29 protein-coding genes and 1 other RNA gene are annotated in these 25,913 nt (G+C 67.9%); 21 read left to right on the top strand and 9 right to left on the bottom strand.

Features of this window, described 5'->3' with window-relative positions:
* Positions 1 to 21: 21 nt before the first annotated feature.
* The 7 genes from rph to pepQ all read left to right on the top strand — a co-directional run bounded on the left by rph (position 22) and on the right by pepQ (position 7,227).
* On the top strand, positions 22 to 747 hold the full coding sequence (rph, locus tag ACVOKU_RS10005) for a ribonuclease PH (RefSeq protein ID WP_053519465.1): 726 nt from the start codon (positions 22 to 24) through the stop codon (positions 745 to 747).
* A complete protein-coding gene (locus tag ACVOKU_RS10000; RefSeq protein WP_053519466.1) occupies positions 744 to 1,133 on the top strand; it encodes a VOC family protein in 390 nt (129 codons plus the stop codon). Before rph ends, ACVOKU_RS10000 begins: the two co-directional genes overlap by 4 nt.
* Entirely contained in the window at positions 1,130 to 1,726 is a 597-nt protein-coding gene (gene rdgB / locus ACVOKU_RS09995) for an RdgB/HAM1 family non-canonical purine NTP pyrophosphatase (protein WP_481559810.1), read from the top strand. The genes ACVOKU_RS10000 and rdgB overlap by 4 nt, the downstream gene beginning before the upstream one ends.
* A 56-nt stretch (positions 1,727 to 1,782) precedes the next feature.
* Complete coding sequence (gene hemW, locus ACVOKU_RS09990) at positions 1,783 to 3,009, top strand: radical SAM family heme chaperone HemW (RefSeq protein ID WP_481559809.1); 1,227 nt, start codon at positions 1,783 to 1,785, stop codon at positions 3,007 to 3,009.
* A gap of 172 nt (positions 3,010 to 3,181) precedes the next feature.
* Positions 3,182 to 5,449 carry a DUF1631 family protein gene (locus ACVOKU_RS09985; protein ID WP_481559808.1) on the top strand — a complete coding sequence of 756 codons (2,268 nt, stop codon included), beginning with the start codon at positions 3,182 to 3,184 and terminating at the stop codon, positions 5,447 to 5,449.
* Positions 5,446 to 5,820 (top strand): PilZ domain-containing protein, encoded by a 375-nt coding sequence (locus tag ACVOKU_RS09980; RefSeq protein ID WP_065175725.1) that lies wholly within the window; start codon positions 5,446 to 5,448, stop codon positions 5,818 to 5,820. Before ACVOKU_RS09985 ends, ACVOKU_RS09980 begins: the two co-directional genes overlap by 4 nt.
* 75 nt (positions 5,821 to 5,895) lie before the next feature.
* Complete coding sequence (pepQ, locus tag ACVOKU_RS09975) at positions 5,896 to 7,227, top strand: Xaa-Pro dipeptidase (RefSeq protein ID WP_481559807.1); 1,332 nt, start codon at positions 5,896 to 5,898, stop codon at positions 7,225 to 7,227.
* A gap of 458 nt (positions 7,228 to 7,685) precedes the next feature.
* On the opposite strand, the gene ACVOKU_RS09970 is transcribed toward pepQ, so the two are convergent.
* Complete coding sequence (locus ACVOKU_RS09970) at positions 7,686 to 9,008, bottom strand: aminopeptidase P N-terminal domain-containing protein (protein WP_154582389.1); 1,323 nt, start codon at positions 9,006 to 9,008, stop codon at positions 7,686 to 7,688.
* Between the two features lie 5 nt (positions 9,009 to 9,013).
* A complete protein-coding gene (locus ACVOKU_RS09965; RefSeq protein WP_053519828.1) occupies positions 9,014 to 9,562 on the bottom strand; it encodes a UPF0149 family protein in 549 nt (182 codons plus the stop codon).
* A 153-nt stretch (positions 9,563 to 9,715) separates the two neighbouring features.
* Between ACVOKU_RS09965 and ACVOKU_RS09960 the strand changes: the two genes are divergently transcribed.
* From ACVOKU_RS09960 to ACVOKU_RS09925, 8 genes are all read left to right on the top strand, one after another.
* The gene (locus ACVOKU_RS09960) at positions 9,716 to 9,937 is read left to right on the top strand and encodes a TIGR02449 family protein (RefSeq protein ID WP_005410898.1); all 222 of its coding nucleotides are present in this window, start codon (positions 9,716 to 9,718) and stop codon (positions 9,935 to 9,937) included.
* The gene (locus ACVOKU_RS09955) at positions 9,934 to 10,230 is read left to right on the top strand and encodes a cell division protein ZapA (protein WP_053519829.1); all 297 of its coding nucleotides are present in this window, start codon (positions 9,934 to 9,936) and stop codon (positions 10,228 to 10,230) included. The genes ACVOKU_RS09960 and ACVOKU_RS09955 overlap by 4 nt, the downstream gene beginning before the upstream one ends.
* A gap of 98 nt (positions 10,231 to 10,328) precedes the next feature.
* Positions 10,329 to 10,514, top strand: a non-coding RNA gene (gene ssrS, locus ACVOKU_RS09950) — 6S RNA.
* A gap of 83 nt (positions 10,515 to 10,597) precedes the next feature.
* Positions 10,598 to 11,191, top strand: a complete 594-nt coding sequence (locus ACVOKU_RS09945) for a 5-formyltetrahydrofolate cyclo-ligase (RefSeq protein WP_481559806.1) — start codon at positions 10,598 to 10,600, stop codon at positions 11,189 to 11,191.
* Positions 11,188 to 11,667, top strand: coding sequence for an EVE domain-containing protein (locus ACVOKU_RS09940; protein ID WP_111186787.1), 480 nt, complete (start codon positions 11,188 to 11,190; stop codon positions 11,665 to 11,667). Before ACVOKU_RS09945 ends, ACVOKU_RS09940 begins: the two co-directional genes overlap by 4 nt.
* Positions 11,668 to 11,689: 22 nt before the next feature.
* Positions 11,690 to 12,337 carry a ribose-5-phosphate isomerase RpiA gene (gene rpiA / locus ACVOKU_RS09935; protein WP_065175077.1) on the top strand — a complete coding sequence of 216 codons (648 nt, stop codon included), beginning with the start codon at positions 11,690 to 11,692 and terminating at the stop codon, positions 12,335 to 12,337.
* A gap of 23 nt (positions 12,338 to 12,360) precedes the next feature.
* A complete protein-coding gene (locus ACVOKU_RS09930; protein ID WP_074899705.1) occupies positions 12,361 to 12,807 on the top strand; it encodes a DUF192 domain-containing protein in 447 nt (148 codons plus the stop codon).
* A gap of 133 nt (positions 12,808 to 12,940) precedes the next feature.
* On the top strand, positions 12,941 to 13,786 hold the full coding sequence (locus ACVOKU_RS09925) for a SirB1 family protein (protein WP_053519834.1): 846 nt from the start codon (positions 12,941 to 12,943) through the stop codon (positions 13,784 to 13,786).
* 39 nt (positions 13,787 to 13,825) lie between these two features.
* Here ACVOKU_RS09925 and ACVOKU_RS09920 read toward each other — a convergent pair whose 3' ends face one another.
* Positions 13,826 to 14,050: a rubredoxin gene (locus ACVOKU_RS09920; protein ID WP_053519835.1), complete on the bottom strand. Its 225-nt coding sequence runs from the start codon at positions 14,048 to 14,050 to the stop codon at positions 13,826 to 13,828.
* Positions 14,051 to 14,084: 34 nt separating this feature from the next.
* Here ACVOKU_RS09920 and thiE point away from each other — a divergent pair, with 34 nt between their 5' ends.
* Together thiE and hemL are read left to right on the top strand one after the other, a co-directional pair.
* Positions 14,085 to 14,711, top strand: coding sequence for a thiamine phosphate synthase (gene thiE / locus ACVOKU_RS09915; protein ID WP_481559805.1), 627 nt, complete (start codon positions 14,085 to 14,087; stop codon positions 14,709 to 14,711).
* A gap of 15 nt (positions 14,712 to 14,726) precedes the next feature.
* Entirely contained in the window at positions 14,727 to 16,016 is a 1,290-nt protein-coding gene (gene hemL, locus ACVOKU_RS09910; RefSeq protein ID WP_065175080.1) for a glutamate-1-semialdehyde 2,1-aminomutase, read from the top strand.
* 159 nt (positions 16,017 to 16,175) lie between these two features.
* Here hemL and azu read toward each other — a convergent pair whose 3' ends face one another.
* Complete coding sequence (gene azu, locus ACVOKU_RS09905) at positions 16,176 to 16,625, bottom strand: azurin (protein WP_050509801.1); 450 nt, start codon at positions 16,623 to 16,625, stop codon at positions 16,176 to 16,178.
* A gap of 123 nt (positions 16,626 to 16,748) precedes the next feature.
* On the opposite strand from azu, the gene ACVOKU_RS09900 reads away from it, so the two are divergent.
* Positions 16,749 to 17,351: an HAD-IA family hydrolase gene (locus tag ACVOKU_RS09900; RefSeq protein WP_481559804.1), complete on the top strand. Its 603-nt coding sequence runs from the start codon at positions 16,749 to 16,751 to the stop codon at positions 17,349 to 17,351.
* A 268-nt stretch (positions 17,352 to 17,619) separates the two neighbouring features.
* Here the strand turns inward: ACVOKU_RS09900 and ACVOKU_RS09895 are convergent, their stop codons facing one another.
* The gene (locus tag ACVOKU_RS09895) at positions 17,620 to 18,846 is read right to left on the bottom strand and encodes an acetylornithine transaminase (protein ID WP_065175082.1); all 1,227 of its coding nucleotides are present in this window, start codon (positions 18,844 to 18,846) and stop codon (positions 17,620 to 17,622) included.
* Positions 18,847 to 18,909: 63 nt separating this feature from the next.
* Here ACVOKU_RS09895 and ACVOKU_RS09890 point away from each other — a divergent pair, with 63 nt between their 5' ends.
* A complete protein-coding gene (locus tag ACVOKU_RS09890; RefSeq protein WP_277381802.1) occupies positions 18,910 to 19,782 on the top strand; it encodes an ion transporter in 873 nt (290 codons plus the stop codon).
* Between the two features lie 105 nt (positions 19,783 to 19,887).
* Here ACVOKU_RS09890 and ACVOKU_RS09885 read toward each other — a convergent pair whose 3' ends face one another.
* Together ACVOKU_RS09885 and ACVOKU_RS09880 are read right to left on the bottom strand one after the other, a co-directional pair.
* Positions 19,888 to 20,868, bottom strand: coding sequence for a YiiG family protein (locus tag ACVOKU_RS09885; RefSeq protein WP_481559803.1), 981 nt, complete (start codon positions 20,866 to 20,868; stop codon positions 19,888 to 19,890).
* A 76-nt stretch (positions 20,869 to 20,944) separates the two neighbouring features.
* The gene (locus ACVOKU_RS09880; protein ID WP_481559802.1) at positions 20,945 to 21,763 is read right to left on the bottom strand and encodes an SDR family oxidoreductase; all 819 of its coding nucleotides are present in this window, start codon (positions 21,761 to 21,763) and stop codon (positions 20,945 to 20,947) included.
* Between the two features lie 108 nt (positions 21,764 to 21,871).
* Here ACVOKU_RS09880 and ACVOKU_RS09875 point away from each other — a divergent pair, with 108 nt between their 5' ends.
* A complete protein-coding gene (locus ACVOKU_RS09875; RefSeq protein WP_111186792.1) occupies positions 21,872 to 22,555 on the top strand; it encodes a hypothetical protein in 684 nt (227 codons plus the stop codon).
* 34 nt (positions 22,556 to 22,589) lie between these two features.
* Here ACVOKU_RS09875 and ACVOKU_RS09870 read toward each other — a convergent pair whose 3' ends face one another.
* Both ACVOKU_RS09870 and ACVOKU_RS09865 read right to left on the bottom strand, forming a co-directional pair.
* The gene (locus ACVOKU_RS09870) at positions 22,590 to 23,078 is read right to left on the bottom strand and encodes a DUF2867 domain-containing protein (protein WP_481559801.1); all 489 of its coding nucleotides are present in this window, start codon (positions 23,076 to 23,078) and stop codon (positions 22,590 to 22,592) included.
* Positions 23,079 to 23,092: 14 nt separating this feature from the next.
* Positions 23,093 to 23,755 (bottom strand): serine/threonine-protein kinase, encoded by a 663-nt coding sequence (locus tag ACVOKU_RS09865; protein WP_481559800.1) that lies wholly within the window; start codon positions 23,753 to 23,755, stop codon positions 23,093 to 23,095.
* A gap of 85 nt (positions 23,756 to 23,840) precedes the next feature.
* Here ACVOKU_RS09865 and ACVOKU_RS09860 point away from each other — a divergent pair, with 85 nt between their 5' ends.
* A complete protein-coding gene (locus ACVOKU_RS09860; RefSeq protein WP_481559799.1) occupies positions 23,841 to 25,838 on the top strand; it encodes a bifunctional DedA family/phosphatase PAP2 family protein in 1,998 nt (665 codons plus the stop codon).
* The last annotated feature ends 75 nt before the right edge of the window (positions 25,839 to 25,913 follow it).

Genomic DNA, 25,913 nt, shown 5'->3' with positions numbered 1-25,913 from the left:
CGCCCTTACGGAACCCGCATCATGTCCGATTCCCGCCCCAGTGGCCGCCAGCCCGACCAGCTCCGCCCGGTCGTCATCCAACGCGGCTTCACCCGCCACGCCGAAGGCTCGGTACTGGTGTGCTTCGGTGAAACCCGCGTGCTGTGCACGGCCAGCGTCGAGAACCGGGTTCCGGGCTTCCTGCGCGGCAAGGGCGAAGGCTGGGTGACCGCCGAGTACGGCATGCTGCCGCGCGCCACCCACACCCGCAGCGACCGTGAAGCGGCGCGTGGCAAGCAGGGCGGCCGCACGCTGGAGATCCAGCGCCTGATCGGCCGCAGCCTGCGCGCCTGCGTGGACCGCAATGCCCTCGGCGAACGCACCATCACCCTGGACTGCGACGTGCTGCAGGCCGACGGCGGCACCCGCACCGCGGCCATCACCGGCGCCTACGTGGCCCTGGTCGACGCCGTGAACGTGCTGATCAAGCGCGGCGAGATCAAGCGCAACCCGATCCTGGGTGCGGTGGCAGCGGTGTCGGTGGGCGTTTACCGCGGCACTCCGGTGCTGGACCTGGACTATGCCGAAGACAGCGACTGCGACACCGACATGAACGTGGTGATGAACGATGGCGGTGGCTTCATCGAGCTGCAGGGCACTGCCGAAGGCCATGCCTTCCGCCGCGATGAACTGGACGCGCTGCTGGGACTGGCCGAAAAGGGCGTGAACGAACTGCTGGCCGCACAGCAGGCGGCGCTGTCGGCATGAACCGGCGCCTTGCCCTGACCACCCTGGTGGTGGCCGACTATGACGAGGCCATCGCCTGGTACACCGGCAAGCTCGGCTTCGCACTGCTGGAGGACATCGACCAGGGCCACAAGCGATGGGTCGTGGTCGGACCGACCGACGGCAGCGCCGCCGCCCTGCTGCTGGCGCGCGCCAGCAACGAGGAACAGCGCAGCCGCATCGGCAACCAGACCGGTGGGCGCGTTGCGTTCTTCCTCAACACCGACGACTTCCACCGCGACCATGCGGCGATGCTGGCCGCCGGGGTGGAGTTCCTGGAATCGCCGCGCGAAGAACCCTATGCAACGGTCGCGGTGTTCCGCGATCTGTATGGCAACACCTGGGACCTGCTGGAGCCCCGTCAATGAAGAAACTGGTACTGGCCAGCCACAACGCCGGCAAGCTGGTGGAGATGCAGGAGATCCTTGCCGACCTGCCGCTGCAGATCACCTCGGCCGCGGAACTGAGCCTGGGCGACGTCGACGAGACCGGCCTGACCTTCGTCGAGAACGCGCTGCTGAAGGCACGCGCGGCCTGCGAAGCGACCGGCCTGCCGGCGCTGGCCGATGATTCGGGGCTGATCGTCGATGCGCTCGGTGGCGCACCCGGCCTGTACAGCGCGCGCTATGCCGGCCACCCGACCAATGCCGCCGCCAACAACGCCAAGCTGCTGGACGCGATGGCCGACATCCCCGATGGCCAGCGCAGCGCCCGCTTCTATGCGGTGATCGTGCTGCTGCGCCACGCCACCGACCCGCAACCGCTGATCTGCGAGGGCCGCTGGGAAGGCCAGATCATCCGCGAACTGCGTGGCACGAACGGTTTTGGCTACAACCCGGTATTCCTGGACACCACCCACGGCCTGACCGCTGCGGAAATGGAGCCGGCCCTGAAGAACGCCATCAGCCACCGTGCCATTGCCCTGCAGCAGCTCAAGCATCAGCTGGCGACGCTGTACTGAAGCCATCCGATCGAACCAGGGAAGCCGGCCAACGGCCGGCACTACCGATGAAGCCCATGCCGCACGCCCACGACCACTGCAACCACCTGCCCGGCGAAGCCTGCTCCGCTGACCACGACAGCCCACCGCGACTGGTGCCACCGCCGCTGTCGTTGTACGTGCACCTGCCGTGGTGCGTGCGCAAATGCCCGTACTGCGATTTCAACTCGCACCAGGCCAAGGGCGAGCTGCCGTTCGAGGCCTACATCGATGCTCTGCTGCGCGACCTGGACCAGGACCTGCCGCTGGTCTGGGGCCGGGTGGTGCACAGCGTGTTCTTCGGCGGTGGCACGCCCAGCCTGTTCCCGCCGGAGGCGATCGATCGCTTCCTGCAGCAGGCCAGCGCCCGCCTGCGCTTCGCGCCGAACGCCGAGATCACGCTGGAAACCAATCCCGGCACCGCCGAGCATGGTCGCTTCGACCGCTACCGCGCGGCCGGCGTGAACCGCCTGAGCTTCGGCATCCAGAGCTTCGACGACGCCGCGCTGAAGCGGCTGGGCCGCATCCACGACAGTGGCGAAGCCGAGCGTGCGGTGAAGATGGCCCAGGATGCGGGGTACGACAACTTCAACATCGACCTGATGTACGCACTGCCCGAGCAGACGCTGGCCGGTGCCGAATCGGACCTCGAGCGCGCCTTTGCACTGCAGCCGGCGCACATCTCGCACTACCAGCTGACCCTGGAACCGAACACGGTGTTTTTCGCGCGGCCGCCGCAGGGTATTCCCGATGAAGACAACGCCTGGTACATGCAGGAGCACTGCCAGGCGCTGCTGGCGCAGGCCGGCTTCGGCCAGTACGAGGTCAGCGCCTACGCGCGCCCCGGCCGGCAGAGCGCGCACAATCTGAACTACTGGCGCTTCGGCGATTACCTGGGCATCGGCGCCGGTGCACACGGCAAGATCAGTTCCGGCGCCGAGGAACACGTGCTGCGGCGCTGGAAGCTGAAGCACCCGCAGGCCTACCTGGACAGCGCTGGCACCCCGGCGTCGTTCGGTGGCGATGACGTGATCACGCCCGCGCGGCTTCCGTTCGAGTACATGCTCAACCTGCTGCGCCTGCACGAGGGCTTCAGCCTGCGTGATTTTGAATCGCGCACCGGCCTGCCGCGCAGCGTGCTCGACGCACCGCTGGCCGAGGCCGTGCAGCGCGGCTGGCTGGAGACGGCCGATGGCCAGGTCCGCCCGACCGAACTGGGCCGCCGTTTCACCAATGATGTGGTGAGCCTGTTCCTGGACGAATGAGCGCCCCGTCGCATCCGCCGGGCATGGCCCGGCGCCACCCACCGGCCAGCATGCGGTAGCGCCGGGCCATGCCCGGCGTGCAGCGTGTGCATTCACCCTAAAGTAGCGCCGGCCTCGGCCGACACGGTAAATTCACAGGATCGCTCCGCGGGAATCCGGGTTCCGCACGCCGATGTCAGCTGTCTTCTCCCTCTCCGCCACCGACGCTGCCCGCCTGGCCAGCACCGACCTGCCACCGCGGGTACGTGAACTGCTGGGGGCATTGACCGGCCTGTGCCGGCAGGCACTGACCGCGCCGCTGATCCTGACCGTCGAAGCGCTGGAACAACTCCTGCTGCACGATGCCGACCGCGCGCGCAGTCCGCAGCAGCAGGCTGAACTGATGGCGCAGCGTAGCCAACTGCATGCCTTCGCCGGCCACTTCAGCGAGCGCATGCTCGATGCGGTGGCCGAGGCACTGGCGCGGCTGCGTGAACCAGCCGCCATCACGGCAGCACCACCGCCCGCACTGCCGGGCACGATCGGCCTGTCGCTGGTCGACGAGCATGAGGTCGACCGCGACCTGCTGCTCACCGAAATGGTCCGGCGCGAGACGCAGCGCTCGGCCAACGCCCTGAATCTGCTCGGCCAGCGCCTGGCCGTGCTGGCTGCGGCGCCTGCATTCGAAGCCGATACCCTTCCGCTGGCACCGCAGGCACTGTGCGCCATGGTGCGCAGGGTCGCCGAACAGGATGGCCTCGAGGCAGAGGTGCAGCTGGCGCTGTATCGCAGTTTCGAGCGCCAGGTGCTGGAACGCCTGGGCGACCTGCTTGATCGGGCCAATGCCCTGCTCGCCCAGCAGGGCGTGCTGCCAGGCCTGGTCTACACCCCGTATCTGGCCCGCTCGTCGAGTACGCGACGGATCATCACCCAGTCCGTCGCCGGCGGCCGTGCCACGCAGCCCGCCAGGCGCGCGGCGGCCCCCATGACCGGCTGGGGCGAGAACGTGCCTGCCGGCTCCTGGTCGACCCTGATGCAGGATGCCCTCCAGTCCGGTTCCGCATCCGCTGCAGCGGCCCCCGGGCTGACCACCGCCACCGGCACCCTGCTGCACGACCTGCTGCAGCGCGCGCGCGCCACGCCGGCGGCAGACGCGCCTGCGGTACCGACTGCTGCCGTCGATGCGGTACTGGCACGGCTGCAAAGCCAGACCAGCGCCGCTACCGGTGTGGTCGACCTGCAGGCCGCCGTGGTCGCGCAGCTGCGCAGCGAGCATGGCCCGCATGCGCAGATCGGCAGCCATGATCGCGACAACCTGGACCTGCTGCGCCTGTTGATGCAGCAGATCCAGCAGCAGCAGCGCCCGGACCCGGTGCCCGCCGCCCTGCTGGCGCGCCTGCAGGTACCGTTGGCACGTGCAGCGATGGCCGATCCGGGCTTCTTCGTACGCGACGAGCATCCTGCGCGCGAGCTGCTCAACCATATCGCCGAAGCCGGTGCCCGCTGGCTTGGGGACGACGACGTCGATCCGCAGTTTCTGCAGCGCATGGCACAGAGCGTGCAGAGCCTGCTCGGCGAGGATGCACGCACGCCGGAAGCCTTCGCTGCTGCCAACGAAGAGGTGCAGCAGCACCAGCGCGCGGCCGCCCATCGCGCCGAACTGGCCGAACGCCGCCACGTCGAAGCCGCGCGCGGCAGGGAGCGCCTGGAACTCGCGCGGCGCCAGGCCAGCGCCCAGATCGAGCAGTGCTGCAGCACGCAGCAGCCGCCGCGCTTCGTCCAGACCCTGCTGCGCCAGGCCTGGTCCGACGCGCTGACCCTGACCCGGCTGCGCCATGGCGAGGACTCGCCCCAGTGGCAGGAGCGGCTGCAGCAGACCGAGCGCATCGCGGCGGTCACTGCAACCGCCGCCAACGGCGTCGATGGCACCGATGGCGCCTTGGCCGCCGATGTGGAGGCCGCGTTGCTGCAGGTGGGCTATCACGCCGAGGAAGCCTCAGCGGTGGCCCGTCGTCTGGCCACACCCGGGGGCGAGGACGACAGCACGTCGCGTACCGAACTCAGCGCGCGGCTGAAGGCCCGCGCCCGGCTGGGCGAGCACACCGACAGCCGCAGTGCGTCCGCCCCTGCCGCGCCACGCAGCAGTGCGGAGGAGGCCGCCTACGAGCAGCTGTGCTCCCTGCCCTTCGGCAGCTGGTTCGACATCGATAATGGCGATGGGACGCTTCGCCGCCAGCGCCTGTCCTGGTACAGCCTGCTGACCGGCCATGTACTGTTCGTCAACCCGCGCGGGCAGAAGATTGCCGAAACCGACCTCGACAGCCTGGCGCGGCAGATCAGTGCCGGCCGTGCGCATCTGGTCACCGAAGACAAGGGCCGGCTGATCGACCGCGCCTGGAAGGCCAGTCTGGGCGCCCTGCGTGCCCTCGCCGGCCGTAACCCGCAGGACACCCCCGCATGAGCATGACGCCGCCGCAGGACACCCGCCGCGCGCCCCGACGCCAGGTGTCGGACCTGGTGCCGGTCACCGACCAGATGCGCGACTGCGTGGTCGGTCGCCTTGGCAATGTGTCCGAAACCGGCATGCTTATGCTGGCCAGCACTGCGCTGCGCGACGACGCGCTGTATCAGTTCCGCTTCCCGCTGCCGCTGGGCGATGGCCAGCAGGCAGCCATCGACGTGGGCGTGCACCTGTTGTGGAGCGAGCCGGCGCACGCCCCGGGACAGAGCTGGGTGGGCTTCCGGTTCCTCACCCTGTCACGCGAACACCGCCAGCTGCTGCGTCAGTGGGTAGGCGAAGACAGCGACGAAGGACCGCTTTCGACGGACTGACTGCCGGTTCCGGCACAGCGGTTTCCGCCGGTATGCGGCAGAATCTAGGGCCGTTTTCCGTGTCGAGCCACCGCAATGATCCAGCAAGACCCCGGCGCCCTGTTTCCCGATCACCTGGCCGTGCTGTGCCGACGCGCCGAGCAGGCGCTGGCGCGCGGCGGCTTTGATCACCTCGTGGTGCCGAGCGGCACCCTGCACTACCAGGTGTTTGATGATCGCGACTATCCCTATGCGGTGAATCCGCAGTTCAAGGCATGGTTGCCGCTGACGCGCGTGCCCAACAGCTGGATCGTGTTTACGCCCGGCAAGCGGCCGGTGGTGATCTTCCATCAGCCGTTCGATTACTGGCACGTAGTGCCGGACGCGCCGAGCGGCTGGTGGGTGGAGCACTTCGACATCCACATCATCCGCACGCCGGATGAAGCGCTGGCGTTGCTGCCGGCCGATCCGTCGCGCTGCGCGATCCTGGGTGAGCCGCAGAGCGCGCTGGGCAGCCACGTGCCGAACAACCCCCCGGCGGTGGTGAACTACCTGGAATGGCACCGTGGCAGCAAGACGCCCTACGAGATCGCCCTGATGCGCCAGGCACAGGTGCTGGGCGTGCGCGGCCATCGCGCCGCCGAAGCCGCATTCCGCAACGGTGCCGACGAATTCAGCATCCACATGGCGTACTGCCAGGCAGTGGGCCAGGACGCCAATGAGCTGCCCTACGGCAACATCGTGGCGTTGAACGAGCACGCCGCCGTTCTGCACTACACCGAACTGGGCCGCAAGGCACCGCAGCCGCTGCGCAGCTTCCTCATCGATGCCGGCGCCAGCACGCACGGCTACGCCAGCGACATCACCCGCACCTACGCGGCGCACGGCCACGACGAATTCGCTGCGATGATCGCTGCCGTCGATGCCGCCCAGCAGCAGATGTGCGCGGCGGTGCGCCCGGGCGTTGATTACAGGACGCTGCATGTGAACGCGCATCTGTCGCTGATGGGCGTTCTGAAGGACTTCGGCGTCATCAGGGTATCGCCGCAGATCGCGCTGGAAACCGGCGTCAGCGCCGCATTCTTCCCGCACGGCATCGGCCATCTGATCGGCCTGCAGGTGCATGACGTGGCCGGATTCGCCGCCAGCGACGAAGGCGGCCGGATCGAACGTCCGGCGGGTCATCCCTACCTGCGCCTGACCCGCGTGCTGGAACCGGGGATGGTGGTGACCATCGAGCCGGGCCTGTATTTCATCGACATGCTGTTGAACGAGGTCAAGGACGCCGGCCATGGCGATGCGATCAACTGGGAGCGCGTGGACTTCTTCCGTCCGTATGGCGGCATCCGCATCGAGGACGAAGTGCTGTGCACCGATGGCGAAGCGGACAATCTGACGCGGCCGGAGTTTGCAGCAGCCAACGGCTGAGCCCCTCGTGGTTGGATGCTGAATGCATCCGGATGACGGAGGTTGGCCGGGCGGGGTGGGTTTGCAGGACACGCCGTAAACCCGTCCATGGGGGCTCGATGGCGCCATCCATGGCGACAACGGTCCTGCAAACCCACCCCGCCCGGCCTTTGACAGTTTCCTGCCGCGTCCAACCACGGAAAAGAAAAAAGAAAAGCAAAAGCGGGTCGCTCGCTGCGCTTGCTCTGTGTCGACCAAGGTCGACACCTACCAACAGCTACCGGACCACTGTCGAACGCGGGGCACTGTGGGTTTGCGGGGTGTGAGCGGCATGGATGCCGCGACCAAGCCCCCATGGACGGGTTCACGGCGTCCCCGCAAACCCACAGTGCCCCGCCATCCCACGGAATGCTCGCTTTGGCTTTGGCTTTGGCCGTTGCATTGAGCAGGTGCAGGGCTGCAAGCCCTGCCGGCCCCCCTCAACCCGCCATCACCGCTTCGATCTCGTCCGCACTCCGCGCCAGCCCTTCGGTCAGCACGCGATGGCCATCGTCGGTGATCAGCACATCGTCCTCGGTGCGGATGCCGATGCCACGCCAGCGCGGCTCCACCGTCGTATCGTCCACGCCGATGTACAGGCCCGGCTCGATGGTGAACGCCATGCCCGGCTCCAGCAGCCGCGAGTCGCCGGCCAGGCGGTAGTCGCCCACGTCGTGCACATCCAGCCCGATCCAGTGGCCGGTCTTGTGCCGGTAGAAGCGCTGGTACAGGCCTTCGGAAAGATTTTTCTCCAGCGTGCCCTTCAGCAGGCCGAGCCGCAGCAGGCCCTCGGTCAGCGTCTGCACCGCCGCCAGGTGGCCGGCTTCGTAGGGTATGCCGGGCCGGGCCTGGGCCAGCGCCGCCGCCTGGGCCTGGCCGACCAGATCATGCAGCGCGCGCTGCTCGGCGCTGAAGCGCCCGTTCACCGGGAAGGTACGGGTGATGTCGCTGGCGTAGCCACGGTACTCGGCACCCGCATCGATCAGCACCAGCTCGCCGTCGCGCGCACGCCCGTTGTTGTCGCGATAGTGCAGGATGCACCCGTTGCGGCCGGCGCCGACGATGCTGCAGTACGCCGGCACCGCATCGCTGGCGCGGAAAACGCGCTCCAGTTCGGCCTGCAGTTCGTACTCATGGATGCCCGCCTTCGCCGCCTTCATCGCTGCCAGGTGCGCACGCACGCTGATCTGCGCGGCGTGCTGCATCAGCGCCACCTCCGCGCCGGACTTGAACAGACGCTGCTCATGCAGCAGGTGGCCCAGCTCCAGGAATTCGTGCGGCGGCTGCGCACCGTGGCGCACCTGGGAGCGGACACGGTTGACCCAGCCGATCAGCTTCAGGTCGAAGTCCGCGTCACGGCCGAAGTGGTAGTAGACGCGCGAGCGTCCCTCCAGCAGGCCCGGAAGGATGTCGTCCAGATCATCGATCGGATAGGCATCGTCCATGCCGAACTGCGCCACGGCGCCCTCCTGGCCGGCGCGGCTGCCGTCCCAGGCCTCGCGCTCGGCATCGCGTTCGCGGCAGAACAGGATCGCCTCGCCGTGACGACGCCCCGGAATCAGCACCAGCACGGCTTCCGGCTCCGGGAAGCCGCTCAGGTACTGGAAGTCCGAATCCTGCCGGTACGGGTAATGGGTATCCAGGCTGCGCACCTTCTCGGACGCGGCGGGCAGCACCAGGATGGCGTCTTCGCCGGCCATGTCCATCAGCTGCCGGCGACGACGCTTGTACTCGCCGGCCGCGATGCCGGTGCGCTGCTTGATGTCCATCAGTTCAGGCGCTGCCGGTGGCGCGCGGCCAGCACCACATCGCCGTGCAGCAGCAGCACCGCCACGCGGATGAATTCCTCGATCTCCGAGAGCGCCTCATCGTCGTCCTCGCCACCTGCCTCGAAATCCTCGCTGGAAGCACGCGCCAGGCTGGCCATGTCGGTCAGCGCCTCTTCGCCCTCTTCGGACAGGGCCGGACGACGGCCGCCACTGCCCAGCCCGAATCCACCCAGGAAGGCGCGGGTCCAGCTGAACATGGCGTCGGCCTGCGCAGCCACGTCCTCGCTGTCGCTCAGCAGCAGCTCGAACGCGAAATCGCGGTCCTCCAGCTGCTTGATGGTGGCCTGCAACAACTGCCCAAGGGCGCTGTCGGCCGCCACCGGCGGCAGGCTGTCGTCGGCCAGCACACGCGCCGGCCAGTCGTTGCCGGGAGCTCCACCGGCGGCCAGCCAGCCGCACAGGCCGCCATGCAGCTCGGCAGCGGTGGCGCCCAGGCCCAGGTCCTGGCTGGCGCGGGAAACGTCGTCGACGGAGGGAAGTTCGGTCATCGTGCGGCTCGTTCGGAGAAGGAAACCCCGAGCGCGCACGCGCGCGCCCGTGAGCCCTGTAGTGTAGCAACCCGATAGCGACCTCCCCGTGGCCATCCCGGCCTCCTGCGACAGCGCTTGACCGTCCTGACCCGGCTTGCCTATCGTGCCTGCATGGAACCCGCCGATCCCCTTGCCCAGCTGCAGGACTTCGCCGCCCGCGTGGAAGCGTTGCTTGAACGCAACCAGCGCCTGGCCGAAGAGAACCGCAGCCTGCGCCACCAGCAGGAACAGCTGGTGGCCGAGCGCTCGACGCTGCTGGCCAAGAACGAACAGGCGCGCTCGCGGGTGGAAGCAATGATCAGCCGGCTCAAATCCCTGGAGCAGCACACATGAGCGCCGAACCGGTCAGCGTCCGCATCCTCGACCGCGAGTACACCGTCGGCGTGGGCGCCGATGAACGCGACAGCCTGATGGCGGCCGCGCGCCTGCTCGACGCACGGATGCGCGAGATCCGCGGCAGCAACCGCATGGCGGCGGTCGACCGCATCGCTGTCCTGGCGGCACTGAACCTGGCCCATGAACTGCAGCTGCTGCGTGACGAGAACGCCCGCCAGGCCGTGGCCCTGCAGCAGACGCTGGCCGACCTGAACCGGCGACTGGACCGCGCCATCGACGGCAATCCCTGACAGATCGCGCGACACGCGTCTTCTCATTTCTGAATTGGCACGGACTGTTGCCGACGAACGGCCTATCCAGATCAGGACCGGCCGCTATAATGGCGCTGCGTTCTCTGCGGTACTCGACGGCATGTGCAAACATTCGCCTTGTCCCTTAAGAACGACACCGGGAGCGCGACAGCGCCGGGAGTGCAGGTCCGCCTCGTAGCGGGAAGCCCGATGGTTCTCCAGCGTTCCCACTTGAGCCCCCGGGTTCAAGGTCGTTTCGCATGCATCGACATTGCGGAGAATGCAATATTCCAGCAAGGGCGGCGTCTTCGGGCGTCGCCCTTGTTCTTTCCGGCACAATGACGGCTGTTCCTTGCCGCACGCTGCCATGACCGACCCGCGCCAGGCCCTGCGCCACGACCTGCGGCAACGCCGCCGCGACCTTTCCGCCAGCGAGCGCATCGCCGCCGCCGATGCACTTGCCGATGGCCTGCTGGCGCTGCCGTTCGCGCCGCTTCACGGCCACGTTGCCGGCTATTGGGCGCTGGACGGCGAGATCGCGCTGCATCGCTGGCAGCTGCAGCTGCCCGATGGACTCACCTACTGCCTGCCGGTGCTGGCCGGCGACGTGCTGCGCTTCGCGCCCTGGCGGCCCGGCCAGCCCCTGACCGGCAACCGCTACGGCATTCCGGAACCGGACGTGGCCGTGGAAGACACGCTGGAACCGGCGCAGATGGCGCTGGTAGTGACCCCGCTGGTGGGTTTCGACACACAGTGCCGGCGGCTGGGCATGGGGGGCGGCTGGTATGATCGCAGCTTCGCCTTCCGCCACGACCGGCCGGCGCCGCCCTGGCTGGTCGGTGCCGCCTTCGCGGTGCAGCAGGTCGAATCCTTGCCGGTGGCGTCGTGGGACGTGCCGGTGGATGCGATCTGCACCGAAGCCGGCACCCTGTTCCCCTCCGCTGCCCCCGTGAACGCATGACCGCCCGCAAGCGCTATTGGCTGATGAAGTCCGAGCCGGACGCCTTCTCCATCGATGACCTGGCCCGGGTCAAGGTCGAGCCGTGGAACGGGGTACGCAACTACCAGGCGCGCAACTTCATGCGCGATGGCATGCAGGTCGGCGACGGCATCCTGTTCTACCACTCCAATACCAAGGTCCCCGGCATCGTCGGCCTGGCCACGGTCGCCAGCCCGGCCTACCCGGACGATACCCAGTTCGACCCCCGATCCGACTACCACGACCCGAAAAGCACGCGCGAGAACCCGCGCTGGATGCTTGTGGACGTGGCCTTCGACCGCAAGCTCAGGCAGGTGATCGCGCTGGACGAGATCAAGCTGCACGCCGAAGCGCTCGGCGAGGGCTTCCCGCTGGTTGCCAAGGGCAACCGGCTGTCGGTGTTCCCGGTGACCGCCGCGCAGTGGAAGCTGCTGCTGTCGCTGGAAAAGAAATCCTGATTCCCTGCTGAGAGTTCCTCCCATGTCCGAAGCCAAGCGCCTGGCCGCTGAGAAAGCCATCGAGTACGTCGAAGACGGCATGATCGTCGGTGTCGGCACCGGTTCCACCGTCGCCTATTTCATTGATGCGCTGGCGCGCATCCAGCATCGCATCAAGGGTGCGGTGTCCAGCTCGGAACAGAGCACCGCGCGCCTGAAGCAGCACGGGATCGAGGTGATCGAGCTGAACCACACCGGCAACCTGTCGCTGTACGTCGACGGCGCCGACGAGTGCGATCCCGGCAAGTGCCTGATCAAGGGCGGTGGCGCTGCACTGACCCGCGAGAAGATCATTGCCGAGGCCAGCGAGCGCTTCGTCTGCATCGTCGACCCGAGCAAGCAGGTCCCGGTGCTGGGCAGGTTCCCGCTGCCGGTGGAAGTGATTCCGATGGCACGCAGCCTGGTGGCCCGGCAGATCCGCGACATGACCGGGGGCCAGCCGACCTGGCGCGAGGGCGTGGTCACCGACAACGGCAACCAGATCCTGGACATCCACAACCTGCAGATCACCGATCCGGAAAAGCTCGAGCGCGAGCTCAACCAGCTGCCGGGCGTCGTCTGCGTCGGCCTGTTTGCCCGTCGCCGTGCCGACGTGGTGATCATCGGCGGCGAACCGCCGGTCGTGCTCTGACCCTCACGCGAAGGATCCTGACGATGTCGCTGCTGCGTTCGCTGCTGATGCTTCCCCTGCTGGCCCTGGCCGGCTGTGCCACCGATGCGGCCCGTCACTGGGTCGAACTGGACGGCGCCCGCTACCACGTGGAGCTGGCAACCAATGACGAGACCCGCGCACGCGGGCTGATGTTCCGCGACCAGATGCCCGTTGACCACGGCATGCTGTTCATCCATGACCGCGAGGAAATGCAGGCGTACTGGATGAAGAACACCAAGATCGCGCTGGATATCCTGTACTTCGACAGCCAGCGCAAGCTGGTCAGCCAGCAGCGCGACGTACCGCCGTGCTCGGCCGGCGACATGTGCCCGCCCTACCCCAGCGGCGGCCCGGCCCGCTACGTGCTGGAACTCAACGCCGGCCAGGCCGAGAAGCTCAAGCTGAAGGACGGTACCGAACTGACCTTCGGCCCGGGCATCGAGAAGTAGGCCCACGCGGCCCGGCGGCCGGCCAGCGCCCCGGTCGGGGGCAGATCCCTTTCGCACGCGGACGGGATCTGGCCCCTGGATTTTTCACGCCACACCGCTTGAATCCGTCTGCGATTGCCGCCAGTCTGTGACCATGCCGGACCGGATCACACTCCCCGACTGGGATGCACTGGCCGACCTCGAAGACGAGGCGCTGCCGTTGTTGCCGACCGCGCTGCTGATTGCGCGCGATGAATATCCGGATCTGCAGCCGTCCACCTACGACGCGCTGATCCAGAGCCATGTCGACCACCTTCGCGCCGAAGTGGACAGCATCGAGCGCAGTCCGCTGAAAATGGCCGCGATCAATCGCCACCTGTTCGACGAACTGGGCTACAGCGGCGACCACGACGAGTATTACGATCCGCGCAACAGTTATCTCAACCAGGTCTTCGAGCGCAGGCTCGGCAATCCGATCTCGCTGGCGCTGGTACAGATGGAGGTCGCGCGGCGGCTGGGCATTCCGCTGGACGGCGTGTCCTTCCCCGGCCACTTCCTGGTGCGCCTGCCGGTGGATGACGGTGTCCTGGTGATGGACCCGTTCAACGGCGGACGGCCGCTGGATGTGGACGAACTGCGCGAGCGCGCAAAGTCACATCTGGGCGGGCAGATGCCCGACGACCAGGTGCTGGCGCAGATTCTCGATCCGGCACCCTCCCGCGCAATCCTGATGCGGATGCTGCGCAACCTGCACGGCGTGTATGCCGAGGCCGGTGAATGGGACCGTGCCGCGCGCAGTGCCGACCGCCTGCTGAAGCTGGCGCCGGAGCAGGACGACGCCCTGCGCGACCGGGGCCTGGCCTACCTGCAGCTGGAGTACCTGACGGGAGCCCGGCACGATCTGGGGCAGTACCTCAAGCGCAATCCCGAGGCCAGCGACGCGCAGTGGCTGCGCGAGAAGCTGATCGATCTGGGCGGGCCGATGCCACGGCTGCATTGAGGTGGCCGGTGCGCGGACCTGCGGCCCGCCCCACGTCCATCAATCGACCTCGACCATCTCGAAATCGGCCTTGGTGACGCCGCAGTCAGGGCAGGTCCAGGTGTCCGGAATGTCTTCCCAGCGCGTGCCCGGCGCAATGCCCTCTTCCGGCAGGCCGTCGGCCTCGTGGTAAAGGAAGCCGCAGACCACGCACATCCAGGTACGCAGGGTGGTGGGGGTGGCATCGCTCATCGGATAATCGGGGTTGAATTCACGGGCCGCCATTGTCCCATCGCGGTCCACTCACCGGTAGCCATCGATGACTTCTGCTTCCCCGGCGCCCCGTGGCGTCTACCTCATCACCCCGGATGAGCCCGACACCGCACGCCTGCTGGCCCGTACCGCGCCCTTGCTGGCCGCCGACGCCACCTGGCTGCAGTACCGCAACAAGACCGCCAGCGACGCGCTGCGGCTGGAACAGGCCACCGCACTGCAGGCGCTGTGCGCGGAGCACGGCGTGCCGCTGATCGTCAATGATGACCCGGCACTGGCCCGGGCCGTGGGCGCAGCCGGCGTGCATCTGGGCGGTACCGACGGCGACATCGCCAGCGCGCGCGCCCTGCTCGGTGCCGACGCCATCATCGGCGCCTCCTGCTACGACCAGCTGGCCAACGCCGACACCGCCGCAGCCGCTGGCGCCAGCTATGTGGCCTTCGGCGCCTTCTTTCCGACCACCACCAAGATCACCACCAGCCGTGCCCACATCGATCTGCTGCGGCAGAGCGCCGCACTGGGCTTACCGCGGGTGGCGATCGGCGGCCTGACGCCGGACAATGTCGGTCCCCTCATCGAGGCCGGCGCCGACCTGGTGGCCGTGGTCAGCGGCATCTACGCCGCACCGGACCCGGTCGCCACCCAGCGCGCCTACCTCGCCCAGTTCCGGTAACACCCAGGAAACCCGATGAACCACGACCAGTCCCACGCCCTGTTCTCCCGTGCCCAGCACTTGCTGCCGGGCGGCGTCAATTCGCCGGTCCGCGCGTTCAAGTCGGTCGGCGGCGAGCCCTTCTTCGTCGAGCGCGCCGATGGCGCCTACCTGTACGACGTGGACGGCAACCGCTACATCGACTATGTCGGTTCCTGGGGTCCGATGATCGTCGGCCACAATCATCCGGCCGTACGCCAGGCGGTGAAGAAGGCCGTCGAACAGGGCCTCTCGTTCGGTGCGCCGTGCGCCGCCGAAGTGACCATGGCCGAGACCATCACCCGCCTGGTGCCGTCCTGCGAGATGGTGCGGATGGTCAACTCCGGCACCGAGGCGACCCTGTCGGCGATCCGCCTGGCGCGCGGTGCCACCGGTCGCAACCGCATCGTCAAGTTCGAAGGGTGTTACCACGGCCATGGCGACTCGTTCCTGGTGAAGGCCGGCAGCGGCATGCTGACCCTCGGTGTGCCCACCTCCCCGGGCGTTCCGGCAGGCCTGAGCGAACTCACCCTGACCCTGCCCTACAACGACTTCGAGGCCGCCACCGCACTGTTCGAGGCACAGGGCAGCGAGATCGCCGGCCTGATCATCGAACCGGTGGTGGGCAACGCCAACTGCATCCCGCCGCGCGACGGCTACCTGCAGCACCTGCGCGAGCTGTGCACGCAACACGGCGCACTGCTGATCTTCGATGAAGTGATGACCGGCTTCCGCGTGGCGCTCGGCGGCGCGCAGGCGCATTACGGGATCACGCCGGACCTGACCACCTTCGGCAAGATCATCGGCGGCGGCATGCCGGTGGGCGCCTATGGCGGTCGCCGCGACCTGATGCAGCAGATCGCCCCCGCCGGCCCGATCTACCAGGCCGGCACGCTCAGCGGCAATCCAGTGGCGATGGCGGCCGGCCTGGCAATGCTGGAACTGGTCCAGCAACCCGGCTTCCACGCCGACCTGGCCGAGCGCACCGCACGCCTGTGCGAGGGCCTGGAAGCTGCGGCCGCAGACGCCGGAGTGGCCGTGACCACGACCCGGGTCGGCGCGATGTTCGGGCTGTTCTTCACCAGCGAGAAGGTGGAGACCTATGCGCAGGCCACCGCCTGTGACATTCCGGCGTTCAACCGTTTCTTCCACGCCATGCTGGACCAGGGCGTGTTCCTGGCGCCGTCGGCGTACGAGGCGGGATTCCTGTCCAGCGCCCACGACGATGCGGTGATCGAAGCGACGCTGGCCGCTGCACGCGTGGCGTTCAAGGCCGCCAAGGGCTGAGCCCTGCCCATGGCGGGTGCCAACCTTGGTTGGCACTGCCTTGCACCGTATCCACGCATGGCGTGGATCTGCTGCAACGTGTAGAGCCGAGCCATGCCCGGCTCATCCTACGCGGCGCGGAAAAGAGCAGTCGAGCATGGTGCGACGCTACAAACGGCATCAACCAAAGACGAACGTGCCCTTCATCATCGCGAAGTGGCCGGGGAACGAGCAGAAGAAGGTGTAGTCACCGCCCTTCTGCAGGCCCTGGGTAGAAAAGCGCACGCGCGTGGTCTCGCCGCCGCCGATCACCTTGGTGTGCGCCAACACGCGCTTGTCGGCCTTCGGCAGGTAGCTGTCGGCCAGGGTCATGCGCATGCCCGCCATCGCCACCGGCTGGTAATCGGCACTGCGGGTCAGCACCCAGTTGTGGCCCATGGCAGTGGCGGCCAGCTTGCCGGTGTGGCGCAGGGTCAGGTCCACGGCGGTGCAGTCGGCGGCGACCTTGATCTCGCGGCTGCTGAAGCTCATCTGGTCGGTGCTGTCGATGCTCACCGCACACACACGCGCCATCGCCGACGGCGCCAGCATCAGCGCGCCCAGTCCCACTGCCACCATCCAAGCCTTCATCGTTGCCTCTCCTGCGGATTCAAGCGCCATTCTAGGCAGCCCCCTGTGGCCGCGTCTGCGACCGTCTGTCGCATGCCCACTCCAGGGTTTCCCGCACACTTGCCGCAATGGCATGCTCGGCCGATGCGGATCGACCTGTTGCTGCTGGATGTGGACGGCGTGCTGGTGCATTACCAGCGCGCGCAACGCGTGCTGCATCTGGCGAATGCGCTGGGGGTGCCGACGCAGGCCGTGCAGGCCGCGTTGTACGACAGCGGGCTGGAAGCCGCGCATGACAATGGCTCGCTGGGTGGCCCGGCCTATCTGGCGCGATTGTGGGAGCTTCTGCACAGGACCGTCGACGTGGACACCTGGACGGCAGCGCGGCAAGCCGCGAGCCATCCGCAGCGCGCAGTGCTGCAACGGCTGCAGGCCCTGCAGCTGCCGATGGCGGTGCTGACCAACAATGGCGCGCTGATGAAGCAGGCGTTGCCTTCCCTGCTGCCGGAGCTGTTCCCTGCCCTGCTGGGTCGCGTGTTCTGCAGCGCCGATTTCGGCCTGCGCAAACCGGCGCCGGAGGTGTTCCTGCGCACGCTGGAGATGCTCGATGCAGCGCCTGCGCACACGCTGTTCGTCGATGACCTGTTCGCCAACGTACGCGGCGCACGCGCCGCCGGCCTGCACGCGGAAACCGTGCACGATGGCCGTGGGCTGGGCAAGGTGTTGAAGCGCTACCGGATCACGTGACTGCTGTAGAGCCGAGCCCATGCTCGGCTGCTGTTGCCTGACGTCGCGATGAGCCGAGCATGGGCTCGGCTCTACAGCGATTCCGCGGCAACGGGGTCAGCGCCAAGGCTTCAGCGTGCGGCGATGAACGCCGCAACAGCGGCACGCAGGCGCTTTTAGGGCCAACGGAAGCGCTACGCGGCGAGGTAGCGCCGGGCCATGCCCGGCGTCTCCTGATCCTGATCCGCGGCGATCGCCGGGCATGGCCCGGCGCTACCGCATCGGTGGATCAGCGTGCGGCGATGAACGCTGCAACAGCGGCACGCAGGCGCTTCAGGCCTTCGGCCACTTCCTCGTCGGTGATGTTCAACGACGGCACAAAGCGCAGCACGTCCGGACCGGCCTGCAGGGTCAGCAGGCCGTGTTCGGCCGCGTGATCGAGGATGGCACCGGCCTGCCCGGCGAAGTCCTTGGCCAGGACCGCGCCCAGCATCAGGCCGCGACCGCGTACGCCACTGAACACGCCGAATTCCTCGCTGATGCGGGCGAAACCATCGCGCAGCGCCTTCGACTGGCGGCTGACATTGGCGGCGATCTCAGGCGAGGACAGTTTGCGCAGCGCTACGCGGGCGACGGCAGCAGCCAGCGGATTGCCACCGAAGGTGGTGCCGTGCGCACCGAACTGCATGGTCTCGGCGACCTTCGGGCCGGCCAGCATCGCGCCGATCGGGAAGCCGCCTCCCAGCGCCTTGGCCAGGGTGACCATGTCCGGCACCACGTCATCCTGCCAGTGCGCGAACAGCGTGCCGGTACGGCCCATGCCCGCCTGGATCTCATCCAGCACCAGCAGCGCGCCGTGCTGGTCGCACAGCTCGCGCACGCGCTTGAGGAAACCGGACTTGGCCGGCATCACGCCACCCTCGCCCTGCACCGGCTCCAGCATCACCGCCGCCACGTCGCCCGCGGCCATCGCCGTTTCCAGCTGCACTTCGTCGTTGAAGTCGATGTAGCGGAAGCCACCGGGCAGCGGCTCATAGCCTTCCTGGTACTTCGGCTGGGCGGTGGCGGTCACCGCGCCCAGGGTGCGGCCGTGGAAGCTGCCGCGGAACGTGATGATCACCCGCTTGTCAGCCGGCCGCCCCTGGCTGGAGGCCCACTTGCGCACCATCTTGATCGCCACTTCATTGGCTTCGGCGCCGGAATTGCACAGGAACACGCGCTCGGCGAAGCGGCTGGCCTTCACCAGCTCTTCCGCCAGGTGCAGCGGCGGTGCGCTGTAGAACACATTGCTGGTGTGCCAGAGCTTGCCGGCCTGCTCGACCAGCGCCGCCACCAGATCCGGGTCGTTGTGGCCCAGGCCGCACACGGCGATACCGGCCGCCAGGTCGATGAACTCACGGCCCTGGCTGTCCCACACGCGGGCACCCTGGCCACGCTCCAGCACCACCTGGCGAGGCTTGTAGACCGGCAGGTAGTAGTGCGAAAGGGAGATCAGCGGGTCGGTCGCGGCGGTCATGGCAGTCGGCAGGATTCAGGAATGCCCATTCTCGCGCCGGAACCCCTGCGGCACAATGCGCCCATGCGACCGTTCTCCGCCCCCCAGCTGAACCCCGCCACCGAAACCGGCTGGCGCCGCCAGTGGTTCGACATCATCTACCGGCACGATACCCGGCCCTCGCGCAATTTCGACCTGCTGCTGGTGGTGACCATCATCGCCAGCATCCTGGTGGTGATGATCGACAGCGTGCAGCACCTGCACGCCGAGTGGTCCACCAGCCTGTACGTGCTCGAGTGGGGCTTCACCCTCATCTTCACCGCCGAGTACCTGCTGCGGCTGGCCGTGGTCAAGCGCCCGCTGCGCTACGCCGTGAGCGTCTGGGGCATCATCGACCTGCTGTCGATCCTGCCCGCGTACCTGTCGATGTTCATTCCCGGCGCGCAGAGCCTGCTGGTGGTGCGTGCACTGCGCATCCTGCGCGTGTTCCGCATCCTCAAGCTGACCCGCTACATCGAGGAAAGCGGCGTGCTGATGCAGTCGCTGTGGCGCAGCCGGCGGAAGATCCTGGTGTTCCTGTTCACGGTGATCACCATCACCATCATCGCCGGCGCGCTGATGTACGTGATCGAAGGACCGGAAAACGGCTTCAGCAACATTCCTGCCAGCATGTACTGGGCGGTGGTGACCATGGCCACGGTCGGCTTCGGCGACATCGTGCCGCAGACCGTACTCGGCCGCTTCGTCACGTCCGTGCTGATCCTGATCGGCTACAGCATCATCGCCGTGCCCACCGGCATCTACACCGCCGAACTGGCCAGCACCATGCGCGAGGCCGAGCTGGCGGCACGCCGCGATGCCCGGGGCTGCCCGCACTGCGGGCTGGAAGGCCACGAACCGGATGCACGCCACTGCCGGGCCTGCGGCAACGCGCTGCCGGAAACCTTCAACCGCTGACCCGTACCTGCGCGGGGCGGTGAGCGGCCTGCCGCCGCTCCCGCCTCAGCGCATCTGATTGCTGGCACTGACCAGTGTGTCGGCACACTGGACTGTCGCCCGGATCTACTGCCGGTTGCTCTGGAACACCAGCGCGTTGTAGACATGCAGCAGTCGCCCGGCCGAACCCCGCGGGGCCATCGACGGCGAATCCAGCATGCGCCGCTCGAAGTCGTTGTACGGGGTCTTGCTGCTGACCCGCTGCAGGCGCTCCTTGCCCTCGCGACGGAAGTTCTCGGCTTCGCGCTCGAAGCTGTTCCAGTCCAGCTTGCCCGGCTCCTGATCGGCCACCTTGGCATGCGCTTCGTCGGAAATGCGATTGAAGGCCTGCAGCCGCTCACCGGCCTGCGCCGGATCGAAATCGTCGTCGCCCATCAGGTCCATGATCGCTTTCGCTTCCAGCATCATCGCCAGCCGGTAGTACTCGCGGGTGCGGCCCTCGGCCTGTTCCAGCGCCTTGAGCTGCTCGCGCTGGGCAGCATCGTTCTGGCGCTCCAGTTCAGTGTTGAACGTTTCGCTGGCGCCAGCGAAGGCCTTGAACGCAGCCATCAGCGGCGCGTGCAGCTGCTTGCCCTTGGCGAACTGGTCGTCCTCGTAATCCTGGCGCTCGTAGTAGTCGTGTGCCTCATGGCTGACCGGCACCAGTGCCTTCAGCGCCTGCAGGTAGCGGCCAGCCGCCGCATCGAGTTCCGGCAGCGCGGGCTGGGCCGCGATCGCCTCGGTGATCGGTGCGTCGCACTGCTTCATGTCGTAGTCGTCGATCTCGCTTGGTCCGTACACACGGGTCTCGCGTCCGCTCGGACCGGCCTCCAGATCCTTGATCCAGCCCGTGTACGCGCGGGCGCTGCCATGCACCTCGGAATCGACCGCGTTGAAGCAGCCGATATAGGCGTTGAGCTTGGCGGTCAGCTGCTGCTGGGCATCCTGCGCCGGCGCGGCATCGGTCTTTCCGGACGTGCCGGGCGAGGTGGGCGGCTTGCCACCACAGGCGACCAGGGCAAGCGACAACGACGCAGCGAGCAGCGCTGCAGTGGTACGACGGAGCATCTACGCACATCCTTGTTGAAAACGATTACAGCCGCGAATTCTATCGCAGTTGGCCGATCATGACACTCGCATCGGATCAGTCGAGGAACAGATCCGGCAGCAGCGGCCGCGACGGATCCACCGCGTAGCCGGACAGGTCGGTGATGCCGGCCTGTGCCAGCACCTCGTCATCGATCAGGAACTGGCCGTGGAAACCCGCGGCTTCGCGTACCAGCACTGCGTGCGCGGCATCGGCCATGATCTGCGGCGTGCGGCATCCCGCCGCGTCAACGCCGGGGATCATGTTGATGGCATCGGTGGCGATCACCGTGCGCGGCCACAACGCATTGACCGCCACGCCCTGCGGCCCGAACTCGGCGGCAAGACCAAGGGTGACGAAGCTCATGCCCATCTTCGCCAGCGTGTAGCCGGTATGCGCACCCCACCACTTCGGTTCCAGGCTCGGCGGCGGCGCGAGGGTGAGGATGTGTGGATTCGGGGCCTGCCGCAGGTACGGCAGGCAGGCCTGTGCGCACAGGAAACTGCCACGCGCATTGACCTGCTGCATCAGGTCGAAGCGCTTCATCGGTGTCTCCAGCGTGCCGCGCAGCCAGATCGCGCTGGCGTTGTTGACCAGGATGTCGACGCCACCGAAGGTATCGACCGTAGCGGCGACGGCCGCCTTTACCTGCTCTTCCTCGCGGATGTCGCATTTCAATGCCAGGCCCTGGCCACCGGCCGCATTCACCGCGTCGGCAGCGCTGTGGATGGTGCCCGGCAACTTCGGGTTCGGCACCGACGACTTTGCCGCGATGGCCACGTTGGCACCATCGCGCGCGGCACGCAGCGCGATCGCCAGGCCGATGCCACGCGAGGCGCCGGTGATGAAAAGGGTCTTGCCCTGCAGACTGCCCACGTTCCAGACTCCAGCGTATGCAATGAGCGGCTAGTATGCCGCGCCGACGCGGAGTTCACCCGGTCTTGACGATACTCGGGCCTCCAGTCAACGCACGAGGTCCACGCCATGCGCCGTTCCCGTCTGCTGCTGCCTGCCCTCGCACTCGCCCTGATGACCGCCTGCCAGGGCAGCTCGCCCGAGCCCGGCAAGGAACCTGTCGCCACGGACACCCCCAGCGCGGAGAAGGCAGCGACCGATGGCCGGATGCGCTGGAGCGAGGCGGTGGTGTGGGACGGCGACCTCAACGCCTGCCGTCAGGGAGGCGATGCGGCGACGCGCGACTGCCTGCGCGATGCGATGCGCAGCGGCGGCGCCAGCTCGGATGCAATCACGGCCGCCGAGCAGCTTTCCACCGGCGGCGAACTGGCCTATGTCAGCGCGTGGCATGAGCATGACGGACTGGGCGTGGCCACGGTTGAATATCCCTTCCGTGCCAACACCAACCAAGGCACGCGTCTGGTGGATGCAGGCGGCAAGCGCATCGATGTCGATGCGGTGCAGCTGGACGATGCGCTGCGCGCCGACCCGACTGTGCAGGCAGTGCTGAAGGCCAACCCGCAGGCGACGCCGTTCGCACCGGCGCAGGCCGCAGGCACCGCACCACTGGAAGGCGGCGGCATCCGCCTGCTGTACCGCACGCCGCTGCGCGACTGCCATGCCTGCCCGGATGTGGGGCAGCTGCAGATCGGCTATGACTTCGATGCCAAGCGGAACTTCATTGGCCAGCAGCTGGTGCCGGCAACGCCCTAGCGCTCTGGTAGCGCCGGGTGCCGCCGGGCCCGGCCTACCCGTACGCGCGTACCTGCCTGCGCAGCAGATGCGGCACGATCAGCCGGTGCATCGGGTCCACCGGCAGCATGTACAGGCGCCCGAACGCGTTGTGCGTATGCACCACCGTCGCCACTTCCAGCGTGTCACCCTGCCACTGCAGCGCCAGCTGCACGTGCAGGTGCCGGTCGTCATCCTCCAGCACGATGGCATCATCGTGCAGCGACTGCAGGGTGAAAATGCCGAGCCGCTGCCCGGGACTCGGATGCTGCGCAGCCTGCACCGCACGCAGCGAACCCAGATCCTTCATCCCGAGCAGGCGCATGCCCTGGTTGCGCAGCGCCATCAGCCCGTCAAACCACGCCGGGACCGTCGCTGCCATGTCGCGATAGGCCTGCAGCGCACTGCGCCCCTGTCGATGGGTGGCGACGCGGCAGGCATGCACGAAATCCGCACCCGCCAGCTGCGGATGCAGGACGCTGGCCGCGCTCGGCAGCGTGGTCACTACGTGCCACCGTCTCACGGCTTCGGCCCCTGCCCTTCGTTGTCTTCCCAGTGCAGGATGCGCCGTGTGACGAAGCGGTAGACCGGCTTGCCGGTGGCGAACCACAGCTCGCGTACCCACGACGTGCGCTTGAGCACGCGCTTCTCCACCGGCGTCAATGACTCGCGGCAGTACATGCGTTTGTGCTTGAGCAGATGGCGCAGATCCTCGCGGGCCAGCAGGCGCATCCAGCGCGAGCGCGGATTGCCGATCACCGCCAGCTGGAAGTCGATCAGCGCCGGACGACCATCGTCGGTGACCAGCCAGTTGGCCTCCTTGGCCAGGTCGTTGTGGGCGACGCCGCGCCGGTGCAACTGCTGCAGCAGGCGCCGCGCGGCGCGGAACCAGGCGAGGTCGCCGCGCGGCGGGCGCTGGTACATGGCATCGCCGGCCATGAAACTGCGATCCAGGTGGCGGCCATCCCAATCGATCAGCTGCGGGACATCGGCCATGCCGTGGATATGGCGCAGCGCGCATGCTTCGCGCCGCGCCAGCCACCACGCCGGCAGGCGCAGCCACAGCGGCGTCGCCCCCAGATCGCGGCGCACGAACGGCCCGTCGGGGCCCTCCATACGAAGGATGCGGCCGAAGCTGTCGGCCTTCAATGCATGTGGTGGGACGTCTGGCGAATGCGGCATGGCGCCATTCTAGGCGATGCCGACGGTGGCAAACGGTCGGCAAGCGGCTGGGAACCAGTCACCTTCACGCCTTTATAATCGGGCAATGGACTCTTCATGGATCGACGCCACCCTCGCGTGGATTGCCGCTCATCCCGTGCTGGCGGGCGCGGTCATTTTTCTGATCGCGTTCTGCGATGCGGTCATCATTCTCGGCGCCATCGTGCCCGCACTGCCCCTGCTGTTTGCCGTGGGCGTGTTCATCGGCCTGGGCCAGATCTCCGGGCCGTACGCGGTCGCTGCGGCAGCGCTGGGTGCGTTCGCGGGCGACGGCATCAGCTACTGGATCGGCCGCCGCTGGGGCGATCGCCTGCGCGGCGTATGGCCGTTCAGCCGCTACCCGCAACTGCTGGACCGTGGCGAGAACCTGTTCCGCCGCAATGCCTTCAAGAGCATTCTGGTGGCCCGCTACGTCGGCGCGATCCGGCCGTTCGTCCCCGCCATCGCCGGCATGATGAACATGCCCGCCAGCCGCTACATGCAGGCCAGCGGCATCGCCAGCATTTCCTGGGCCGTGCTGTTCCTGGCGCCAGGCTGGATCCTGGGCGAAGCCTATGACGCGGTCGCGGCCGTGGCAGGTCGCCTGGTGGTGGTGGTCGGCCTGCTCGCGGTGATCCTCAGCCTGGTCTGGGCGATCGTGCTGTACGGCTACCGCTGGTCCGCCGCGCGCATGGATCATTGGCTGTCGCGCCTGCTCGACTGGTCCAACCGCCATCCGACTCTGGGCCGTTACACGGTCGGCGTGCTCGACCCGAGGCGCCGCGAGTCGGTGCCGTTGGCGATGCTGGCACTGATGCTGCTGCTGCTCGGCTGGGGCTGGTTCGCACTGCTCACCCTGGTGGTCGCACACGGTGAACCGCTTGCGGTCGATCTGCTGGTGCACCAGGCCATGCTGGCGCTGCGCAACCCGCTGGCCGACTACCCGATGGCGGCGCTGGCCTCGCTCGGCGCATGGCCGGTACTGCTGCCGGCCACCGCCGCGGCGATGGGCTACCTGATCTGGCGCCGGCGCTGGATGGCTGCGGCGCACTGGCTGGCCGCGCTCGCCTTCGGCCTGGCCCTGACCCTGCTGCTCGGCGCGACCGTGGATGTGGTCCGCCCGGTCGACGCCAGCAGTGGCTTCGGCTTCCCGTCGGTGTCGGTGACCATGGCCACCATCACCTTCGGCTTCTTCGCGGTCCTGATCGCGCGCGAGATGCCCGGCCGCACCCGCGTCTGGCCGTACCTCGTATCGGGCATCGTGGTCAGCCTGATCGGCTTCTCGCGCCTGTATCTGGGCGCACACTGGCTGAGCGATGTGATCGGCGGCATGCTGTTCGGCACGTTCTGGCTGCTGGTGCTGGGCATCGCTTACCGCCGCCGGTTCAACCGGTCGTTCTGGGTCAAACCGGTCGCCTGGCTGTTCTACGGCGTCTTCGCCGTGGCCGCGATGTGGTATGCGCCGCGCAACATCGCGGTGAAGCTGGAACGTTTCGAGCCGTCCCTGCCCGCCGCGCAGGCGATGGATATGCAGGCGTGGTGGCAGCACGACTGGTCCGCGCTGCCGGCGCGCCGCAACGAGTTCGACGATGACCAGCGCTGGCCGCTCGATGTGCAGGTCGCCGGTCCCCTGGCCCCATTGCAGGCACAGCTGGAGGCGCGTGGCTGGACGCTGCAGCAGCAGGCCGGCTGGCAGGAAGCATTGCTGATGCTGGACAAGGACACCGGTGCGGAGCAGCTGCCGGTCTTGCCGGCAACGCTGGACACGCGCGTGGAAGCGTTGCTGATGGTGCGCCAGGGGGCGCGTCCGGACGAGCGCTACGTGCTGCGCCTGTGGCCGGCCGCCGTGCAGCTGCAGCCGGGCGATACGCCACTGTGGCTGGGCAGCGCACAGACCCTGCGCTACGAGCGCCACTTCCAGTGGATCGGCATGTGGCATCCGCTGCGCGGCGTGGATCCGGCCTTGAACGCGGTGAAGGACGCCGTGCAGGACCTGCCGCAACGCGAGGATGTGCACGGCGAAACCGGGTTGCCGGTACTGCGGCTGAAGACCATCGCGCCGTGAGGATGCCGCCGGGGCGGGGCCCGCCCGACCCCCCGGGCCGGGGGGTGGGGGCGGGCCGGCCCCCCGGGTCCCGCC

The sequence above is a fragment of the Stenotrophomonas sp. STEN147 genome (genome assembly GCF_056757995.1).
The sequence above is the reverse complement of the archived record's forward strand: the minus strand, read 5'-3'. Positions and strand labels throughout refer to the sequence as shown.

What these genes read in the sequence shown, in the direction of transcription:
- thiE (WP_481559805.1), top strand. Translation starts at nt 14,085, where the DNA reads ATGACTTCTGCTTCCCCGGCGCCCCGTGGCGTCTACCTCATCACCCCG.
- hemW (WP_481559809.1), top strand. Translation starts at nt 1,783, where the DNA reads ATGCCGCACGCCCACGACCACTGCAACCACCTGCCCGGCGAAGCCTGC.
- ACVOKU_RS09940 (WP_111186787.1), top strand. Translation starts at nt 11,188, where the DNA reads ATGACCGCCCGCAAGCGCTATTGGCTGATGAAGTCCGAGCCGGACGCC.
- ACVOKU_RS09860 (WP_481559799.1), top strand. Translation starts at nt 23,841, where the DNA reads ATGGACTCTTCATGGATCGACGCCACCCTCGCGTGGATTGCCGCTCAT.
- hemL (WP_065175080.1), top strand. Translation starts at nt 14,727, where the DNA reads ATGAACCACGACCAGTCCCACGCCCTGTTCTCCCGTGCCCAGCACTTG.
- ACVOKU_RS09925 (WP_053519834.1), top strand. Translation starts at nt 12,941, where the DNA reads ATGCCGGACCGGATCACACTCCCCGACTGGGATGCACTGGCCGACCTC.
- ACVOKU_RS09895 (WP_065175082.1), bottom strand. Translation starts at nt 18,846, where the DNA reads ATGACCGCCGCGACCGACCCGCTGATCTCCCTTTCGCACTACTACCTG.
- ACVOKU_RS09865 (WP_481559800.1), bottom strand. Translation starts at nt 23,755, where the DNA reads ATGCCGCATTCGCCAGACGTCCCACCACATGCATTGAAGGCCGACAGC.
- ACVOKU_RS10000 (WP_053519466.1), top strand. Translation starts at nt 744, where the DNA reads ATGAACCGGCGCCTTGCCCTGACCACCCTGGTGGTGGCCGACTATGAC.
- rph (WP_053519465.1), top strand. Translation starts at nt 22, where the DNA reads ATGTCCGATTCCCGCCCCAGTGGCCGCCAGCCCGACCAGCTCCGCCCG.
- ACVOKU_RS09980 (WP_065175725.1), top strand. Translation starts at nt 5,446, where the DNA reads ATGAGCATGACGCCGCCGCAGGACACCCGCCGCGCGCCCCGACGCCAG.
- pepQ (WP_481559807.1), top strand. Translation starts at nt 5,896, where the DNA reads ATGATCCAGCAAGACCCCGGCGCCCTGTTTCCCGATCACCTGGCCGTG.
- ACVOKU_RS09955 (WP_053519829.1), top strand. Translation starts at nt 9,934, where the DNA reads ATGAGCGCCGAACCGGTCAGCGTCCGCATCCTCGACCGCGAGTACACC.
- ACVOKU_RS09900 (WP_481559804.1), top strand. Translation starts at nt 16,749, where the DNA reads ATGCGGATCGACCTGTTGCTGCTGGATGTGGACGGCGTGCTGGTGCAT.
- rpiA (WP_065175077.1), top strand. Translation starts at nt 11,690, where the DNA reads ATGTCCGAAGCCAAGCGCCTGGCCGCTGAGAAAGCCATCGAGTACGTC.
- ACVOKU_RS09875 (WP_111186792.1), top strand. Translation starts at nt 21,872, where the DNA reads ATGCGCCGTTCCCGTCTGCTGCTGCCTGCCCTCGCACTCGCCCTGATG.
- rdgB (WP_481559810.1), top strand. Translation starts at nt 1,130, where the DNA reads ATGAAGAAACTGGTACTGGCCAGCCACAACGCCGGCAAGCTGGTGGAG.
- ACVOKU_RS09960 (WP_005410898.1), top strand. Translation starts at nt 9,716, where the DNA reads ATGGAACCCGCCGATCCCCTTGCCCAGCTGCAGGACTTCGCCGCCCGC.
- ACVOKU_RS09985 (WP_481559808.1), top strand. Translation starts at nt 3,182, where the DNA reads ATGTCAGCTGTCTTCTCCCTCTCCGCCACCGACGCTGCCCGCCTGGCC.
- ACVOKU_RS09930 (WP_074899705.1), top strand. Translation starts at nt 12,361, where the DNA reads ATGTCGCTGCTGCGTTCGCTGCTGATGCTTCCCCTGCTGGCCCTGGCC.
- azu (WP_050509801.1), bottom strand. Translation starts at nt 16,625, where the DNA reads ATGAAGGCTTGGATGGTGGCAGTGGGACTGGGCGCGCTGATGCTGGCG.
- ACVOKU_RS09965 (WP_053519828.1), bottom strand. Translation starts at nt 9,562, where the DNA reads ATGACCGAACTTCCCTCCGTCGACGACGTTTCCCGCGCCAGCCAGGAC.
- ACVOKU_RS09890 (WP_277381802.1), top strand. Translation starts at nt 18,910, where the DNA reads ATGCGACCGTTCTCCGCCCCCCAGCTGAACCCCGCCACCGAAACCGGC.
- ACVOKU_RS09885 (WP_481559803.1), bottom strand. Translation starts at nt 20,868, where the DNA reads ATGCTCCGTCGTACCACTGCAGCGCTGCTCGCTGCGTCGTTGTCGCTT.
- ACVOKU_RS09920 (WP_053519835.1), bottom strand. Translation starts at nt 14,050, where the DNA reads ATGGCGGCCCGTGAATTCAACCCCGATTATCCGATGAGCGATGCCACC.
- ACVOKU_RS09945 (WP_481559806.1), top strand. Translation starts at nt 10,598, where the DNA reads ATGACCGACCCGCGCCAGGCCCTGCGCCACGACCTGCGGCAACGCCGC.